Consider the following 16,167-nt stretch of genomic DNA (forward strand, 5'->3'; position numbering starts at 1 on the left):
TTAGAAGGTTGCCCGGCAGTCGGCCTTCGGCGCCTCCGGGTGTGAACATGGAGGCAGGGGACCCGAACCCGGCCGGAGAGGACGAACCGTGCGCTACCGCGACCGCACCCACGCGGGCCGCGAACTCGCCGCCGCGCTGGCCGGGCTGCGCGACGAGGGCGCCCTGCCCGACCCGATCGTGCTGGCGCTGCCCCGGGGCGGTGCGGCCGTCGCCGCCGAGGTGGCCCGCGAGCTGTCGGCCCCGCTCGACGTTCTCGTCGTACGCAAGATCGGAGCCCCGTACCACGAGGAGTTCGGCGTCGGCGCGATCGCCGGGGACGACCCGCCGCTCCTGGACCTGGCGACCCTGGCCCACCTGGACCTGAGCGTGGACTCCCTCGCCCCCGTCGTCGAGCGGGAGCGGCAGGAGCTGCGCCGCCGCGAGCGCCGCTACCGCGAGGGCCGGCCACCGCCCGCACTGCGCGGCCGTACCGTGCTCGTCGTCGACGACGGCCTCGCCACCGGCTCCACCGCCCGCGCCGCGCTCCGGCACGTACGGGCCCGGGGTCCCGCGCGCACCGTACTGGCCGTCCCGGTCGGCGCCCCCGACTCCCTGGACGCGCTCGCCGCCGAGGCCGACCTCGTCGTCTGCCCGTACCGCCCGGCGGTGTTCAGCGCGGTCGGGCAGTGGTACGACGACTTCGGGCAACTGACGGACGACGACGTGCTCGACGCGCTGCGCCGGGCCTGACCGGGACGGGGCGCGCGGTGCCGGAGCTGGCCGGGGGCGAGGCACGGCGCCGGTTCGCCGCGGCCCGGGTGGCGCGGCTCGCCACGGTGGACGGCGACGGCCGTCCCCATCTGGTGCCGGTCGTCTTCGCCCTGCACTGCGCCGACGGGATCGTCACCGCCGTCGACCACAAACCCAAGACCACCATCCGCCTCAAGCGGCTGCGCAACATCGCCGCGCGGCCGTCGGTGTGCCTGCTCGCGGACGCGTACGACGAGAACTGGGACCGCCTGTGGTGGGTGCGCGCCGACGGCGAGGCGGTCGTCGTTCCCGCCGACGCGGCGCTCGTCGCACCGCTGGCCGCGAAGTACCCGCAGTACCGGGAACACCCGCCGGCCGGCGCGGTCGTCGTCATGACCGTGACGCGCTGGACCGGCTGGCAGGCGGCGCCCCTGTGATCCGCCTCTTGCGATCCGGGCCTCCGCCGGGCCGGCCGGGGCCCGCACAGACGTGGACTCCTCGCGGGCTGCGGACCCCCTGGATACGATGGACGCGATGGCGACGCGCATCGCGGGCTACGAGGTCCAGGGCGAGATCGGGCGCGGCGGCATGGCCGTCGTCTACCGTGCCAAAGACCTGCGTCTGGACCGGACCGTCGCCCTGAAACTGCTGGCCCCCGAGATGGTGCGCAACGACACCTTCCGCCGCCGTTTCACCCACGAGTCACGGGTCGCCGCCGCCATCGACCACCCCCACATCGTGCCGATCTTCGAGGCCGGCGAGACGGACGGCGTGCTGTACATCGCGATGCGGTATGTCTCGGGACCCGACCTGCGCGCCCTGCTGGACGAGGAGGGCGTGCTGCCGGTGGACACGGTGCTGCGGATCGCCGCCCAGGTCGCCTCCGCACTCGACGCGGCGCACGAGCACGACCTGGTGCACCGGGACGTGAAGCCCGGCAACGTGCTGGTGGCCCGGGGCACGGACAGCGAACACCCCGAACACGTCTACCTCACGGACTTCGGGCTCACCAAGAAGTCGCTGTCGCTGACCGGGTTCACGACGGTCGGCGAGTTCGTCGGCACCCTGGACTACGTGGCGCCGGAGCAGATATCGGGGCGCCCGGTGGACGGACGCTGCGATCTCTACAGTCTCGCCTGCGTGGTCTTCGAGATGCTCGCCGGCGGTCCGCCGTTCGTCCGGGACGAGGACATCGCGCTGCTGTGGGCGCACCAGTACGACGCCCCGCCCGCGCTGAGCGAGGTGCGGGCCGGGCTGCCGCCGGGGCTCGACGACGTGTTCGCCAGGGCGCTGGCCAAGGCCCCCGAGGACCGGTACGGCTCCTGCCTGGAGTTCGTGGCCGCGCTGCGGCGCGCCGCGCAGGGCACCGGAGCGGCCGGGCGGCCCCCCGCCCACCGGGACGCCGACGCCGACGCCGACGCCGACGCCGACGGCGACGGCGACGGCGACCCGACCGTCGGCCGCAAGGCCGTCCGGACCCCGACCGTCGGCCGCGAGAGCACGCAGGCCCCGCCCCCGCCCGCCTGGGCCTGCCCGGTGTTCCGCCGCTAGCCTGCCCGGTCCCCGGTGAGGTGCTGCTCGGCCCAGACGGTCTTGCCGGTGCCGCCGTGCCGGGTGCCCCAGCGCCGGGTCAGCTGGCCGACCAGGAGGAGTCCGCGTCCCCCCTCGTCGTAGGTGTGGGCCCGCCGCATGTGCGGGGCGGTGTTGCTGGAGTCGAAGACCTCGCAGGTCAGGGTGTGGTCGTCGTGGATCAGGCGGAGCCGGACGGGCGGGCGGCCGTACCGGAACGCGTTGGTGACCATCTCGCTGACGATGAGCTCGGTGATGAACGCGGCCTCCTCCAGCTGCCACGCGGCCAGCTGCTCGGTGGCCAGTTTGCGGGCCTCGGCGACCGCGGCGAGGTCGAAGGGGAGCTCCCAGGTGGCCACCCGGTCGGCGTGCAGGGCCCGGGTGCGGGCGACGAGCAGGGCGATGTCGTCGTCGGGCCGGTGGGTGAGCATGGACGTCAGGACCCGGTCGCAGACGGTGTCCAGGGTCTCGGCGGGCCGGCCGAGCGCGGCGAACATCGTGTCGAGGGCGTCGTCGATGTCGTGCTCGCGGGGTTCGAGCAGGCCGTCGGTGTAGAGGGCGATCAGGCTGCCCTCGGGGAGTTCCGCCTCGTACGACTCGAAGGGCAGGCCGCCGAGGCCGAGCGGGGGACCGGCCGGGACGTCGAGGAAGCGGACGGTGCCCGCGGTGACCACGGCGGGCGGCGGGTGCCCGGCCCGGGCGACGCAGAGCCGCCGGGTGACGGGGTCGTACACGCTGTACAGGCAGGTCGTGCCGACACCGCCGGCGGCCTCGGCGGCGGTGTCGGCACCGGCCTCCTCGGCGGAGAGATGGACCACCAGGTCGTCGAGGTGGCTGAGGAGCTCGTCGGGCGGCAGGTCGACGTCGGCCAGGGTGCGCACGGCGGTACGGACCCGGCCCATGGTGGCCGCGGCCCGCATGCCGTGGCCGACGACGTCGCCCACGACGAGCGCGACCCGGGTCCCGGACAGCGGGATGACGTCGAACCAGTCGCCGCCCACCCCGGCCTGGCTGACCGAGGGCAGATAGCGGGTGGCGATGTCCAGGGCCGCCTGTTCGGGCAGGGTCTGCGGGAGCAGGCTGCGCTGCAGCGTCATCGTGGTGGTGTGCTGCCGCTGGGCGCGGGCGGCGCTCTCGATGCTGGTGGCGGTGCGCGCCGCGAGCTGCTCGGCGAGCCACAGGTCCTCCGCGTCGAACGGCTCGGTCCGCCGGTTCCGTCCGAAGAGGGCCACACCGAACGTGACGTCGCCCGCCCTGAGCGGCACCGCCAGCAGCGAGTGCGTCCCGCTCTGCCTGATCCACGCGGCGGCCTGCGGATCCTCCCGCTCCCAGCGGTTCAGGACCTCGTCGCCGCCCCCGTACACCGTGCCCCGCCCCTCGGCCAGGCACCGGCCCGACGGTGACCACGGCGGGCAGTGCAGCACATCGCCGGAGGGCCGCGGGAGCGGCGGGGCGTCGGACAGCGACCGCACGGCGGCCCGGCGCAGCGCGACGCCGTCGGGCGGCGGCACGTCGGGCGGCCGCGGGTGCCCCCGGGCGAGCTCGCCCGCGCGTGGCGGAGCGTCCAGCAGGTCCACCGCGCACACGTCCGCGAACTCGGGGACGGCGACCTCGGTCAGCTCCCGTGCGGTGCACTGCACGTCGGAGCTGGTGCCGATGCGCACCCCGGCGTCGCCGAGGAGCAGCATCCGGCGCCGTACCAGCTGCTGGGAGGCGTCGGCGTGGGCCGTCAGGGCCACCGCCCGCACCCTGCCGCCCGAGTCCGCCAGCGGCGCGAGCCGCACATGCCAGCTGCGCTCCGGGGCGGCCGGATCCAGGTGGAGCCGCACCTCCTGCGGTCCGGCGCCGTCCAGGACCCGCCGCATGGCCGCCTCGGCCTCGGCACTGCCCTCGTACGGCACGACGTCCGTCAGCCGCAGCCCCCGCATCATCCCCTCCGCCAGCGCCAGCGTGCGCTGCGTCGCGACGCTCGCCCGGGCCAGCCGCAACTCCTCGTCGAAGACGGCGGAGACGCACGGCGACTGCTGGAAGGCCCATTCGCCGAGCGCCTCCCCGGCGGCGGCCGCCACCGGACCGGTCACCGCGGACACCACCTGCCACTCCGCGCCGCCCGTCCGTTCGCCGGAGGACCTGCGGTGGACCAGGACGTCCCGGTCCAGCCGGTGCCCGTCGCGGTGGCGCAGCGCCACGGTCCCGCTCCAGCGCGGTCCGTCCGCGGCCTTCCGCCAGGCGTCCCGGTCCGGGTCGGCGAGCAGCCGGGCGGCGGGCTGTCCGAGGATCTCGGCGGGCGGGTAGCCCAGCAGCAGCCGGGCCCCGTCGCTCCAGCCGGTCACGGCACCCTGCTCGTCGACCGTGACCGAGGCGGTGCGGGCCCGCTGGGGCACGGCATGCGTCCGTGCCGGGTGGCTGGGAGGGGTGGGAGGTCGTTCCATCGACGCTCATCCTTCGCGGAACCTGCGCGGCCGGCTCTCTCCCCAGGATGATCCCGGCCGCCACGGAGCACCAATCCGCCGCCGCCACCGCGGGCTCCTGCCGCGCGGCCGCGGGAGGCTCCTGTGACGTGCCTGTGACGGTCGGCGGACACCGTCATGACGCCGGCTTGTGAGGGTTCCATAAACGGACAAATCGCCCCTGTCGGATCGATCGGTCGAGGAACCCTCATGAGCGTCACCGCACTCACCCAGCACACCGAGACCGCCGCCGCGCTGGCCCCGCGTGAGCGCGAGACGCTGAAGCACATCGCCGCGGGCTGCACCTACCTCCAGGCGGCCCGGCAGATGGGGCTCTCCAGGCACACCGTCGACGCCTACCTCCGCCGGATCCGCGCCAAGCTCGACATCAACACCACCGCCGAGCTCACCCGGCTGGCCATCTCCCTGGGACTGTGATCCCACTCCGCCCGACAGATCCGCCCGTGCCGTGGCAGCGTGGGAACAGTGGCTGAGCACGGTGGTGTCCTGGAGGCGGAGATGACGGTGAACGGGCTCGGACTGGTGGTGCACGGCGGGCGCGCGGAGGCGGTGGAGGCGGCCCGTGCCGTACGGGCGTGGGCCGCGGAGCACGACGTGCGGTGCACGGACATCGACGTGTGGCACGACGGCGGACGGCACCACTCCGGGGAGGAGGTGGCGGCCGCCGGCGATCCCGACCTGATCGTCACCCTCGGCGGGGACGGCACCTTCCTGCGCGGTGCCCGGCTCGCCGCCCGCAACGACGCGCTGGTCCTCGGTGTCGACCTGGGCCGGGTCGGCTTCCTGACCGAGGTGCCGGTCTGCTCGGTGCGGGAGGCGCTGGACGCGATCCGGGAGGACCGTTACACCGTCGACAGCAGACTCCTGCTGACCATGCGCGCCTCCCGGCGCCTGGAGGTGCCGGCCGACATGGAGCGGCTGATGCGGTACGGCCGCGGTCCGCTGCTGCCGCCTCCCCAGGTCCGCACCGACTGTGAGCAGGACACCGACTGGGGTGTCCCGCTGCACGTCGCCGCGGTCAACGACATCGTCCTGGAGAAGCTGTCCCGGGACCGCCAGGTCTCCGTCGGCGTCTACGTCTCCGGCCGGCTGCTCGCCTCCTACTCCGCCGACGCGCTGCTGGTGGCGACGCCGACCGGCTCGACCGCGTACAGCTTCGCGGCCGGCGGCCCGGTCGTCTCGCCGTGCGCGGAGGCCCTCGTCTTCACCCCGGTCGCCCCGCACATGACGTTCAACCGCTCGGTGGTCACCGCCCCGAACGAGGCGGTCGGGCTGCGCGTCCTGGAACGCTCGGGCCAGGCCGCGGTCAGCGTCGACGGCCAGGTGCGGGGTGTGCTGGAGCCGGGGGACTGGATCGGCGTCTACGCCGCCCCGACCCGGCTGCGGGTGGTCCGGCTCGCGGCGATGGACTTCTACGGCCGGCTGCGCGAGCGCATGAACCTGACCGACGCCCCGGCCGCCGTCGCCGACGGCGCCCCCGCCCCCCTGTGGTCGCTGCGCACGCCCCCGCCCGGCGACCTCTCCCACCTCTCGCTGCCGCTCATGGCGGCGGACTACACCGAGGCGGATGATCCGTGCGCCGACTGGAAGGACGGCGTCGCCCCCGCACTGGACAAGTCGGCCTTCCCGCGTCCCGCGCAGGAGGGCGACGGCAACCCGTGACCGCCGAACGGGGTCAGTAGCGGCCGCCCACCGTCCGCGCGGCCAGCGCGTCCAGCGTGGCGGCCTCGTCGGCGGTCAGCTCGACGCCGGCGGCTGCCACGTTCTGCTCCAGCCACTTCACACGCTTCGTGCCCGGGATCGGCACCACGGGCACCCCGAGGTGCGCGCTGCGCGCCTGCACCCAGGCCAGCGCCAGCTGTGCCGGGGTCACGCCCCTGGCCGCCGCCAGGGTGCGGAGGGCGTCCGCGATCCCCTCGTTGTCCGTCGTCCGGAACCGGGGCAGCCGCAGGCGCGCGTCGCTCGCCGGCAGTGCGGTGACGTCGACCGTGCCGGTCAGGAAGCCGCGGCCGAGCGGCGAGTACGCCACCAGGGCGACGCCCAGCTCGCGCAGGGCGTCCGCGACGGTCGTCTCCACGTCCCGGGACCAGATCGAGTACTCGCTCTGCACCGCCGTGACCGGGTGCACGGCGTGGGCGCGGCGCAGCAGCTCGCCGGTCACCTCCGACAGGCCGACGTGCCGGATCTTGCCCTCCTTCACCAGCTCCGCCATGGCGCCGATCGACTCCTCGATCTCGGCGTTCTGCGGCGGCCGGTGCAGGTAGTAGAGGTCGATGTGGTCGACGCCCAGGCGCAGCAGGGAGGCGTCGCAGGCGCGCCTGATGTAGCCCGGGTCGCCGCGCAGCGTCCAGGTGTCGGCGCCCATCCGGTCGATGCCGGTCTTCGTGGCGAGCTGCACCTCGTCGCGGCGGCCCGCGATCGCCCGGCCCACCAGCACCTCGTTGTGCCCGAAGGCGTAGGCGTCGGCGGTGTCGATGAGGGTGACGCCGAGGTCGAGGGCCCGGTGGATGGTGTCGATCGCGTCGTCCCAGCTGGTCGGGCCGTAGCCCTCGCTCATGCCCATGCAGCCGAGGCCCTGGGCGGAGGTGGTGAGGGCGCCGAGAGAAACCGTGTTCACGGCAGGACTCCGTTCGATGTGCGCAGTGCGTACGATGAGAGATACCGGAGGATCCTCCGGTAGTAGCGACGTTAACGGAGGATCCTCCGGTAAGCAAGTGAGCGGAATGCCCGGTACGGTGACCGGCCTGGAGGGGAGTACGGCATGAGCGAACAGGGACCCGGGCGGCCGGTGCGCGCCCACGCCCGCCGCAACCGCGAGAAGCTGGTGGCGGCGGCGCTGGCGGAGTTCACGCGCGGCGGCAAGGACGTGCCGCTGGACAGCATCGCCAGGGCGGCCGGGGTCGGCATCGGCACCCTCTACCGGCACTTCCCGACCCGGGACGCGCTGGTCCTCGCGGCCTACGAGCACGAGGTGGACCAGGTGTGCGCCGACGCGGCGGACCTCCTCGCGACCCGTGCGCCGGACCGGGCGCTGCGCGAGTTCATGGGCCGGCTGGCGGGCCTGCTCGTCACGAAGCAGCACATGTCCGAGGCGCTGCGCTCCGGCGGGACGCAGGGCTCGTACGCCAAGGTCTACGACACCGTCGACACGCTCTTCACCGCGGGCGTCGCCGCCGGGACGCTGCGGTCCGACATGGCGACGGCCGACGTCGTCCGGGCCATGGGCGGTCTGCTGCGGCTGGACGCGGGCGGCGACTGGCGGGGGCAGGCCGACCGGCAGATCAGGCTCCTGATGGACGGCCTGCGGACAGGAGCTCCGGTCCGCGCCGAAGGGCGCGGGCCGGAGCGGTAGTTCAGGGTCCGGTCAGTCCGCGGACCGCACCGTCGGCATGGCGAGCGCGACCGGGCCGGTCTTGCAGGAGTCGTGGCAGTCCTTCTCCAGGCTGCAGCACAGTGAGCAGATCGCCCCGGAGTGGAACGGGCAGCCCGCCACGTCCGGCCGCTCGAAGTCGGTCGCGCACACGGTGCAGGTCAGCGTGGCCGCCGACGGCAGCCCGTCCGGGCCGAGCAGCGGCTCCGCGAGGTCGTCGACACGGGCGATGTAGTACTTCCCCCCGGTCAGCACCGCGAACAGCGGCGAGAGCACCATCGCCAGGAACAGCGCGATGAACGGCGAGTACGCCTTGCCGTACGCGCCGAAGGCGTTGAAGTAGGCGGCGATCGAGACCGCCGACGCGATCAGCATCGAGCCGAAGCCGACCGGGTTGAAGTTGTGCAGGTGGGCCCGCTTGAACTCGATGTACGACGGGCTCAGCCCCAGCGGCTTGTTGACGACCAGGTCGGCGACGACCGCGCCGATCCAGGCGATCGCCACGTTGGAGTAGAAGCCCAGCACGGTGTTGAGGAAGCCGAAGACGCCGCCCTCCATCAGGGCCAGGGCGATGCCCACGTTGAGGAAGATGTAGACCACACGCCCGGGATGACGGTGCGTCAGCCGGGAGAAGAAGTTCGACCAGGACAGCGAACCGGAGTACGCGTTCGTCGAGTTGATCTTTATCTGGGAGAGGATCACGAAGAACGTGGCGAGGCCCAGCGCGACCGGCGCCGCGAACGTCCTGAACCCGGACACGTACTGCTGGATCGGCTCGTTGGCCTTGGCGAGGCCCACGCTGCCGGCGATGTAGAAGGCGAGGAACGCGCCGCCGATCTGCTTGGCGGCCCCGAGCACCACCCACCCCGGACCGGCCGAGAGCACCGCACCCCACCACTTCCGGCCGTTCTCCGGCGTCTTGTCCGGCATGAACCGCAGGTAGTCGACCTGCTCGCCGATCTGCGCGATCAGCGACAGCGCGACACCCGCACCCGCGCCCACCCCGAGCATGCTGATGCTCGACCCGGTCGGCGAGTTGCCCGCGAAGTGCGTGAACTCCGAGAACTTGCCCGGCTCCTGGATCGCGATGGACACGAACGGCGCGACCATCAGCACCAGCCACACCGGCTGCGTCCACACCTGCATCTTCGACAGCGCGGTCATGCCGTAGATGACCAGCGGCAGGATGATGACCGAGCAGATCAGGTAGCCGACCGCCAGCGGGATGTGCAGGCCCAGCTCCAGCGCCTGCGCCATGATCGAGCCTTCGAGCGCGAAGAAGATGAAGGTGAAACTGGCGTAGATGACCGAGGTGAGTGTCGAGCCGAGGTAGCCGAAGCCCGCACCCCGGGTCAACAGGTCCATGTCGATCGAGTACTTGGCCGAGTAGTACGAGATCGGGATGCCGGTGAGGAAGATGACCACGGCCGCGGTCAGGATCGCCACCAGTGCGCTGGAGAAGCCGTTGGAGATGGCGATCGAACCGCCGATGGCGAAGTCCGCGAGGTAGGCGATGCCGCCGAGCGCGGTGGTGGCCACCACGTAGGGGGTCCAGCGCCGGAAGGACTTCGGCGCGTACCGCAGCGAGTAGTCCTCCAGCGTGTCGTTCTGCGCCCAGTCGTTGTACGTCCGTTTGCCGTCCGTGCCGCTGCCCGTCCCGCCGTCCGCCGCGGCGGACGGCGCCTCTTTCCCGACGATCTCCGTCACGACTCTGCCCTCTCTCGTCCCCGGTCGTTTGCACGGAAGAGTCGCGGCGCGCTGTTTCCCGAACGTTTCACCTGCTTTAAAAGACAAAGCTTGATACTTCCCATGGAAAGTATCTTGATCCGAGGGGGAGTTGGGCTCAGAGCTGGGCGACGACATGGAAGTCGAAGGCGTCCGCCCGCGCCAGGTACAGCCGTTGGGCGAGATGGTTGCCGCGCAGCCGTACGGCGCCCCGCGGGCCCTCGTACGCCACCGCGTCCCCGACCGCGCACATCGCCCGCACCTCCAGCGACCGGGCCCGCTCGGCCAGGGCCGCCAGCAGCAGCACCCCCTCGAAACAGGACTCGCCGAGGCTCCCCACCACCGGGGCGTGCGCCCCGAACCGGGCCGCGTGCCGGGCGCCGAAGTCGAGGCTCTCGGCGGTCGCGAGCGTCTCGAAGAAACCGGCCGCCGCCCACAGCCCGTCGGTGCCGTCCGCGCCCGTGGCCAGCAGGATGTTCTCGTCCATGTGGGTGCTCAGCCGCAGGCACCGCTGGTGCAGCCCGTACCCGGCGAACGCCCGGTTGAAGCGGGCCGCGTCCGCGCCCACCAGCAGCATCAGCACCGCGTCCGCCTCGCACCGCTCGATCCGGCGCAGCACCGGCCCGAACCCCTCCGTACCCAGCGGCACGAACACCTCGTCCCGCACCCGCCCGCCGCACTCCCGCGCGTACGCCCGTGCCGTGCGCGCGGTCACCCGGGGCCACACGTAGTCGTTGCCCACCGTGCACCAGCGCCGCACCCCGGCCGCCTCCGCCAGCAGCCGCATCGCGGGCAGCAGTTGGGCGACGTCGGTCTCACCGGTCAGGAAGACGCCGGGGGTCCGCTCGCCGCCCTCGTACTGCGCGGTGTAGACGTACGGCACCCGGCCGGCGACCCGGGGCAGCAGCGCCTGCCGTACCGCCGAGGTGTGCCAGCCCACCACCCCGTCCACGGCGCCCAGCGAGACCAGGGCCCCCACCTCGGCCGCCACCCGGGCCGGCGGTGCCCCGCCGTCCACCGTGACCAGCCGGACCTCCCGGTCCAGCACCCCGCCCGCGGCGTTCAGTTCCTCCACGGCCAGCCGGGCGGCCGACTCGCACGACGGCCCGAGCACCCCCGCAGGCCCCTGCAACGGCACGACCAGGGCGAGGAGCAGCGTGCCGCGCACGCCGCTCGGCGGCGCCGGACGCATCGGCCACCTCCGTGCGGGCATGGGGAACGCGGATTCCGGTCCCGGGCCCCGGCGCCGTCGCCAAGACTCGTATTCTGCGCGCACAGTAGACCTACCGGAAGGACACCGGCAATGCCGTCCGTACCCTCCTCGCCGGACCTCGCCCACCTCCTCAGCCATGCCGAGCGGCGGGTCGTGCGGCGGCTGGCCGCGGTGCTGGCCGAGGAGGACTGCACGGTCGAGCAGTGGCGGGTCCTGTCGCTCGTCGGGGACGGCGGCGGGCACCCCATGTCCGAGACGGCCGAGCACGCCCTGATGCCGGCGCCCAGCCTGACCAAGCTCGTCGACCGCATGGTCGCGGACAACCTCGTCCACCGCCGCCCCGACCCCCACGACCGCCGCCGCGTCCTGCTCCACCTCACCGCGCGCGGCGAGGACCTGCACGGACGCGTCGCCCGCCGGGTCCACGGCGACCAGGCCCGGCTCCTCGAAGAGGTGGGCGGCGGGACGGCGCTGGCGGCCCTCCTCGCCCAGCTCTGCGCGGCGGCGGAGGCCCGGACGGGGGACCCGGCTCCGGCGGCGTTCCCGGACCCGGCCGACGGTGTCACCACCCGGTGAACAGCAGGTGGTTCACCAGCAGCCCGAGCAGCGCCTGCGCCGCGAGCCAGGCGCGCGGCCGGGGCAGGAACGCACAGGCCGGCAGCAGCCACATCGCGAACGGCAGCCAGATGCGCTCCGTCTCCGCCTTGCTCATCCCGGACAGGTCGGCCAGCAGCAGGGCCAGCAGCGCGGCGCCCACGAGGAAGGCCAGCCGCCGCTGCGCGACGGGTGCGGTACGGCTGTGGACGAGTACGGCACCCGCCCGCCGCAGCCCGGCCGCCGTCGCCGCCCCCGTGATGACCACCGTGCAGGCCAGGTTGGCCCACACCCAGTAGCCGTACGGCCGGGTCCCGCCGACCCCCTGGTAGTAGCGGGTGACCAGCAGCCGGTACCCCTGCCACCAGTCGAACCCGGCCAGGGTGAACACGAGCGGGACGACCGCCGCCCCCGCCACCAGCAGCGCGAGCACGACGGGGCGGGCCCGGACCCGGTGCCGGCCGAGCACCAGCACCGCCGCCCCGATCAGCGCGAACAGCGTCAGGCCGTACGACAGATAACAGGTCAGCCCGTACAGGAGTCCGGCGCCCGCCGCCCAGGCCACGGACCGGCCGGTCACCGCGAGCGCCAGCAGGGCCGACGTCCAGGCGGCGACCGCCGCGAAGTACCCGTCCGCCGAGGCACCCACCCACACCGCGGCCGGGGCCATGACCAGGAAGGGCGCGGCCCGCCGGGCGAGCCGCTCGTCGGCCAGGGCCCGCACCGCGACCAGCACGGCGACGCAGGCCGTCGAACCGACCGTGATGCACCAGGCCCCCGCCCAGCCGCCGCCGCCCAGCCCGATCCGGTCCAGGAGGACGAAGGTGAGCGTGGCCGCCGGCGGATGCCCGGCGATGTGCGCCGGCCAGGGGTGCGGGGTGCCGCTGACGATGTGTTGGGTGAAGTCCCGCAGGGTCGCCGGGATGTCGTGGAAGCGGGAGACGACCGTCAGGTACTCGTTCGGGCTGGTCAGCCGGCCCGCCACGCCCCGCTGCCAGCCGTCGACCAGCGCCAGCGACCACGTCCAGGCCAGACAGGCGCCCCAGGCCGCGCCCAGCAGCCCGCGCCAGGGCAGCCGTAGGGCCAGGTTCGGGCCGTACGCCACCACGCCGACCGCGACCAGCACGGCGGCCGGGGTGCCCGGGCCCAGGTGCGGGTCCCAGTCGGCGAACAGCGGCGGCCAGTGCACGAACAGGTTGCGGTAGGTGTCCTGGAGGTGCCGGCCGACCAGGACGGCGACGAGCACCAGCAGGGCGGCGGCGAGGACGGCGAGCAGGTCGGCGGCCGTACGGGTGGACGGGCCGGGCGACGTGCCGGTGGAGGGATCGGCGGACCGATCACGGTGCGGAGCGCGGGTCACACCGGAACGCTAGGCCGGGGATTGCGCCGAACCGTGCATCAGGCGGCTGACGTCAGACTTTCGTCATGGGTCGTGCACCCGTTCCGGGGGGTGTCCCGGCCTACGGTCGGACCATGCGCGACGACGACCCACGGCTTCCCACCTCACCCGGCTTCTGGCGCAGCCCGCTGCGCGGCACCTGGTTCACCTCGGTGCTCGGCCTGGTGCTCCTCGCGGGCGTCACCGTGCTCTTCGTGACCGGACTGGTGTCGTACGCCGCGTACAACCCGGACCTGGCCCCGGTGAACGACCAGACCCCGGACAAGGGCATCCTCGGCTTCTACCTCTTCTCCTGGCCGACGAACCCGTACTGGCTCTACCGGGTCACCCAGGGCCTGCACGTCACCCTCGGCATCGCCCTGATCCCGGTGCTGCTCGCCAAGCTGTGGTCGGTGGTGCCCAAGCTGTTCACGCTGCCCCCGGCCCGCTCGCTGGCCCATGCCCTGGAGCGGGTCTCGCTGCTGCTGCTGGTCGGCGGCGGCCTCTTCGAGTTCACGACCGGCGTCCTCAACGTCCAGCTCGACTACGTCTTCCCCGGCTCCTTCTACCCCCTGCACTTCTACGGCGCCTGGGTGTTCTTCGCCGCGTTCCTGGCCCACGCGGCACTGAAGACGCCGATGGCGCTGCGGGCGGTCCGGGAACGCCGACGGGACCGCGACGAAGCGGGGCTGGCGACCCCCCGGCCGGACGCGCCCACCGTCTCCCGGCGCGGGGCGCTGTGGTTCGTGGGCGGCGCGTCCCTGCTGCTGCTCGTCACGACCGCCGGGCAGAGCATCGGCGGCGCGCTGCGGCGCACCGCGCTGCTCGCACCGCACGGCGGAGCCGACCCGGGCAGCGGTCCGAACGGCTTCCAGATCAACAAGACGGTCGCGTACGCCGGGATCGACGCGCAGGAGACCGGGGACGAGGCATGGCGGCTGGTCGTCACCGGACGCGACGGCCGGACGGTCCGGCTCAGCCGCGCCGACCTGCTCCGACTGCCCCTGCACAGCGCCGCGTTGCCGATCGCCTGCGTCGAGGGCTGGTCGACCGCCGACCAGTGGTGGCGCGGGGTGCGGCTGCGCGACCTCGCCGCGCTCGTCGGCTACGACACCGACCCGCCGGACGTGCTCGTCGAGTCGGTCCAGCGGCACGGCGCCTTCCGCCGCGCGGCCCTGCGCGCCAACCAGGTCGCCGACCCGCGCTCCCTGCTCGCCCTCCAGGTGAACGGCGAGGACCTGTCCCCCGACCACGGCTACCCGGCCCGCGTGATCGTGCCCGCCGCACCCGGTGTCCTCAACACCAAGTGGGTGGCCCGGATGACCTTCGGAGACCTGTGATGCGCCCGCGCCTCGTCATCGGCAGCCCCCTGCAGATCCTCCTGCTGGCCTGCTCGTTCGCACTCGCCGCCTATGCCGGGGTACGGCTGCTGGCCGGCGACTGGCTCGGCGTGACGCTGTGGGTGGTGGGCGCGGCGCTGCTGCACGACCTCGTCCTGCTGCCGCTGTACGCGCTGGCCGACCGGGCGGTGACGCGGGGACCGGGCGCCGCCGGGCGCCGGGCGGGAGCCCCGCCCACGGCGTCCGGGCAGTGGGGGAGGACGATGTACGTCCGGGTCCCGGCCGCGCTCTCCGCGCTGCTCCTGCTGGTGTGGTTCCCGCTGATCAGCGGGATGGTGGCCGCGCGGTACCGGTCGGCCACCGGCCGGTCCGTGGACGGCTACCTGGCCCGCTGGCTGCTGATCACCGCCGTGCTCTTCGGCGGCTCCGCGCTGCTGCTGGCGCTGCGGTCGCGCAGGGCGGCGAAGCGGCGCCCACCGGTCTCCCACTGAGCCGCCGGCTCCCAGTCCCGCGCGTACCGCAGCAGGGCCGGGGTGCCCAGCCGCGCCCAGCGGAAGGGGGCGCCGACCGCCTCCTGGGCGTCGGTGAGGTGGACGTCGGCGCGTTCGTCGACGTCCATCGGCGCGGTCTCGGCGATCAGCAGCCCGCCGGGGGCGAGGAGTTGGGCCACCCGGCGGAGCAGGACGCGTGGATCGCCGCCGATGCCGACGTTGCCGTCCATGAGCAGGACGGTGCCCCAGCGGCCCTCGCCGGGCAGCGGCTCGAAGACGGAGCGGCGCAGGGCCTGGCCGCCGAGCCGCACGGTGTGGTCGACGGCGGCCGTACTGACGTCGATGCCCAGGACGGTACGGCCGCGGGCGGCGAGTTCCGCGACCAGCCGCCCGGGGCCGCAGCCGACGTCCAGGACCGCGCCCTCGCAGCGGTCGAGGACGGCCAGGTCGACCGGGTCGGCCCGCGCGCACCAGCGCTCGACGTCCAGGGGCAGCAGCCAGCCGTCGGTGCGGCGCAGGAACAGCGGGCCGTGCCCGGCGCGCAACGCGGCGGCGTAGGGGTCGGCGCCGGTCCAGGGGACGGGCGGCGAGGTGGTCATCGGCGGTCCGTTCCGCTGTGCGCCGTGCACCGGGACAGCAGGGCGGCGAAGCGCCCGTGGGGGACGAGGGCGGCGACGGCGGCCGCGTCGTCCGCGGTGTCCACGTCCCGCAGCCGGGGCAGGTCGCACACCCGGAGCCCGGCGCCGACGAGGCGCTGCCGCTGGCGGGCGCCGGTCTCCTGCGTGGACATCGGCACCCCGCGGAGCAGGGCCGGGTCCGGGTCGGCGAGCCCCAGCGCCCAGAACCCGCCGTCCTCGGCGCCGCCGAAGTACGCGTCGTACCCCGCGAAGTCCACGGTGAGCAGGCCGGGGGTGACCTGGGGGGTGTCCATGCCGATGAGGAGGGCCGGGCCGGAGCAGTGCGCGAAGGCGTCCGCGAGCCGCTCGTCCAGACCTCCGCCGCATTGCGGCACGACGTCGAAGCCGGGCGGCAGCCAGGGGCCGGGTTCGCCGTCCAGCACCAGCACGCGGCGGGCGGCGGGGGCCGCGGCCACGGCGTCCAGGGTGTCGGCGAGGGACGCCTCGGCGAGGGCGGCGGCCTGTGCGGGGGAGAAGGGCGGGGTCAGCCGGGTCTTGACCCTGCCGGGGCGGGGTTCCTTGGCGATGACGAGGAGGGTGGTCATGGGCGGTCCTTGGGTGGTGCGGGTGGGTGGGGGCTGAGGCGGGGGTGGGGACGCTCACCGGCGC

Annotated in this window: 16 protein-coding genes; 9 read left to right on the plus strand and 7 right to left on the minus strand. The window is 74.1% G+C overall.

Annotated elements, in window-relative coordinates; translation table 11 throughout:
- Positions 1-88 precede the first annotated feature (88 nt).
- The 3 genes from AB0472_RS26625 to AB0472_RS26635 all read left to right on the plus strand — a co-directional run bounded on the left by AB0472_RS26625 (position 89) and on the right by AB0472_RS26635 (position 2,281).
- The gene (locus tag AB0472_RS26625; protein WP_366359702.1) at positions 89-730 is read left to right on the plus strand and encodes a phosphoribosyltransferase family protein; all 642 of its coding nucleotides are present in this window, start codon (positions 89-91) and stop codon (positions 728-730) included.
- 17 nt (positions 731-747) lie between these two features.
- Positions 748-1,167 (plus strand): TIGR03668 family PPOX class F420-dependent oxidoreductase, encoded by a 420-nt coding sequence (locus tag AB0472_RS26630; protein WP_366359704.1) that lies wholly within the window; start codon positions 748-750, stop codon positions 1,165-1,167.
- A 97-nt stretch (positions 1,168-1,264) separates the two neighbouring features.
- Positions 1,265-2,281 (plus strand): serine/threonine-protein kinase, encoded by a 1,017-nt coding sequence (locus tag AB0472_RS26635; RefSeq protein WP_366359706.1) that lies wholly within the window; start codon positions 1,265-1,267, stop codon positions 2,279-2,281.
- Here AB0472_RS26635 and AB0472_RS26640 read toward each other — a convergent pair.
- Entirely contained in the window at positions 2,278-4,731 is a 2,454-nt protein-coding gene (locus tag AB0472_RS26640; RefSeq protein WP_366359708.1) for a SpoIIE family protein phosphatase, read from the minus strand. The two genes, AB0472_RS26635 and AB0472_RS26640, sit on opposite strands and share 4 nt — an antisense overlap.
- A gap of 228 nt (positions 4,732-4,959) precedes the next feature.
- Between AB0472_RS26640 and AB0472_RS26645 the strand changes: the two genes are divergently transcribed.
- Together AB0472_RS26645 and AB0472_RS26650 are read left to right on the plus strand one after the other, a co-directional pair.
- Entirely contained in the window at positions 4,960-5,187 is a 228-nt protein-coding gene (locus tag AB0472_RS26645; protein ID WP_366359710.1) for a helix-turn-helix transcriptional regulator, read from the plus strand.
- Between the two features lie 81 nt (positions 5,188-5,268).
- Positions 5,269-6,432, plus strand: a complete 1,164-nt coding sequence (locus AB0472_RS26650) for an NAD(+)/NADH kinase (protein ID WP_366359887.1) — start codon at positions 5,269-5,271, stop codon at positions 6,430-6,432.
- A gap of 13 nt (positions 6,433-6,445) precedes the next feature.
- Here the strand turns inward: AB0472_RS26650 and AB0472_RS26655 are convergent, their stop codons facing one another.
- Positions 6,446-7,333: an aldo/keto reductase gene (locus AB0472_RS26655; RefSeq protein WP_366359888.1), complete on the minus strand. Its 888-nt coding sequence runs from the start codon at positions 7,331-7,333 to the stop codon at positions 6,446-6,448.
- A gap of 198 nt (positions 7,334-7,531) precedes the next feature.
- Here AB0472_RS26655 and AB0472_RS26660 point away from each other — a divergent pair, with 198 nt between their 5' ends.
- Positions 7,532-8,122, plus strand: coding sequence for a TetR/AcrR family transcriptional regulator (locus tag AB0472_RS26660; RefSeq protein WP_366359712.1), 591 nt, complete (start codon positions 7,532-7,534; stop codon positions 8,120-8,122).
- A 12-nt stretch (positions 8,123-8,134) separates the two neighbouring features.
- Here the strand turns inward: AB0472_RS26660 and AB0472_RS26665 are convergent, their stop codons facing one another.
- Together AB0472_RS26665 and AB0472_RS26670 are read right to left on the minus strand one after the other, a co-directional pair.
- Positions 8,135-9,847: a hypothetical protein gene (locus AB0472_RS26665; RefSeq protein WP_366359714.1), complete on the minus strand. Its 1,713-nt coding sequence runs from the start codon at positions 9,845-9,847 to the stop codon at positions 8,135-8,137.
- A 136-nt stretch (positions 9,848-9,983) separates the two neighbouring features.
- Positions 9,984-11,057, minus strand: a complete 1,074-nt coding sequence (locus tag AB0472_RS26670) for a substrate-binding domain-containing protein (RefSeq protein WP_366359716.1) — start codon at positions 11,055-11,057, stop codon at positions 9,984-9,986.
- A 111-nt stretch (positions 11,058-11,168) separates the two neighbouring features.
- Here AB0472_RS26670 and AB0472_RS26675 point away from each other — a divergent pair, with 111 nt between their 5' ends.
- A complete protein-coding gene (locus AB0472_RS26675) occupies positions 11,169-11,654 on the plus strand; it encodes a MarR family transcriptional regulator (protein ID WP_366359718.1) in 486 nt (161 codons plus the stop codon).
- Here the strand turns inward: AB0472_RS26675 and AB0472_RS26680 are convergent.
- Positions 11,641-12,948, minus strand: coding sequence for a hypothetical protein (locus AB0472_RS26680; protein WP_366359889.1), 1,308 nt, complete (start codon positions 12,946-12,948; stop codon positions 11,641-11,643). The genes AB0472_RS26675 and AB0472_RS26680 overlap by 14 nt on opposite strands.
- 197 nt (positions 12,949-13,145) lie before the next feature.
- Between AB0472_RS26680 and AB0472_RS26685 the strand changes: the two genes are divergently transcribed.
- Together AB0472_RS26685 and AB0472_RS26690 are read left to right on the plus strand one after the other, a co-directional pair.
- Positions 13,146-14,390 (plus strand): molybdopterin-dependent oxidoreductase, encoded by a 1,245-nt coding sequence (locus AB0472_RS26685; RefSeq protein WP_366359720.1) that lies wholly within the window; start codon positions 13,146-13,148, stop codon positions 14,388-14,390.
- Positions 14,390-14,881 carry a hypothetical protein gene (locus tag AB0472_RS26690; protein ID WP_366359722.1) on the plus strand — a complete coding sequence of 164 codons (492 nt, stop codon included), beginning with the start codon at positions 14,390-14,392 and terminating at the stop codon, positions 14,879-14,881. The genes AB0472_RS26685 and AB0472_RS26690 overlap by 1 nt, the downstream gene beginning before the upstream one ends.
- On the opposite strand, the gene AB0472_RS26695 is transcribed toward AB0472_RS26690, so the two are convergent.
- Both AB0472_RS26695 and AB0472_RS26700 read right to left on the minus strand, forming a co-directional pair.
- Positions 14,770-15,480, minus strand: a complete 711-nt coding sequence (locus AB0472_RS26695; RefSeq protein WP_366359724.1) for a class I SAM-dependent methyltransferase — start codon at positions 15,478-15,480, stop codon at positions 14,770-14,772. The genes AB0472_RS26690 and AB0472_RS26695 overlap by 112 nt on opposite strands.
- Positions 15,477-16,103, minus strand: coding sequence for a DUF2064 domain-containing protein (locus tag AB0472_RS26700; RefSeq protein ID WP_366359726.1), 627 nt, complete (start codon positions 16,101-16,103; stop codon positions 15,477-15,479). The genes AB0472_RS26695 and AB0472_RS26700 overlap by 4 nt, the downstream gene beginning before the upstream one ends.
- Positions 16,104-16,167: the final 64 nt, after the last annotated feature.

This window comes from Streptomyces sp. NPDC086777 (assembly GCF_040702065.1).
Classification (GTDB): domain Bacteria; phylum Actinomycetota; class Actinomycetes; order Streptomycetales; family Streptomycetaceae; genus Streptomyces.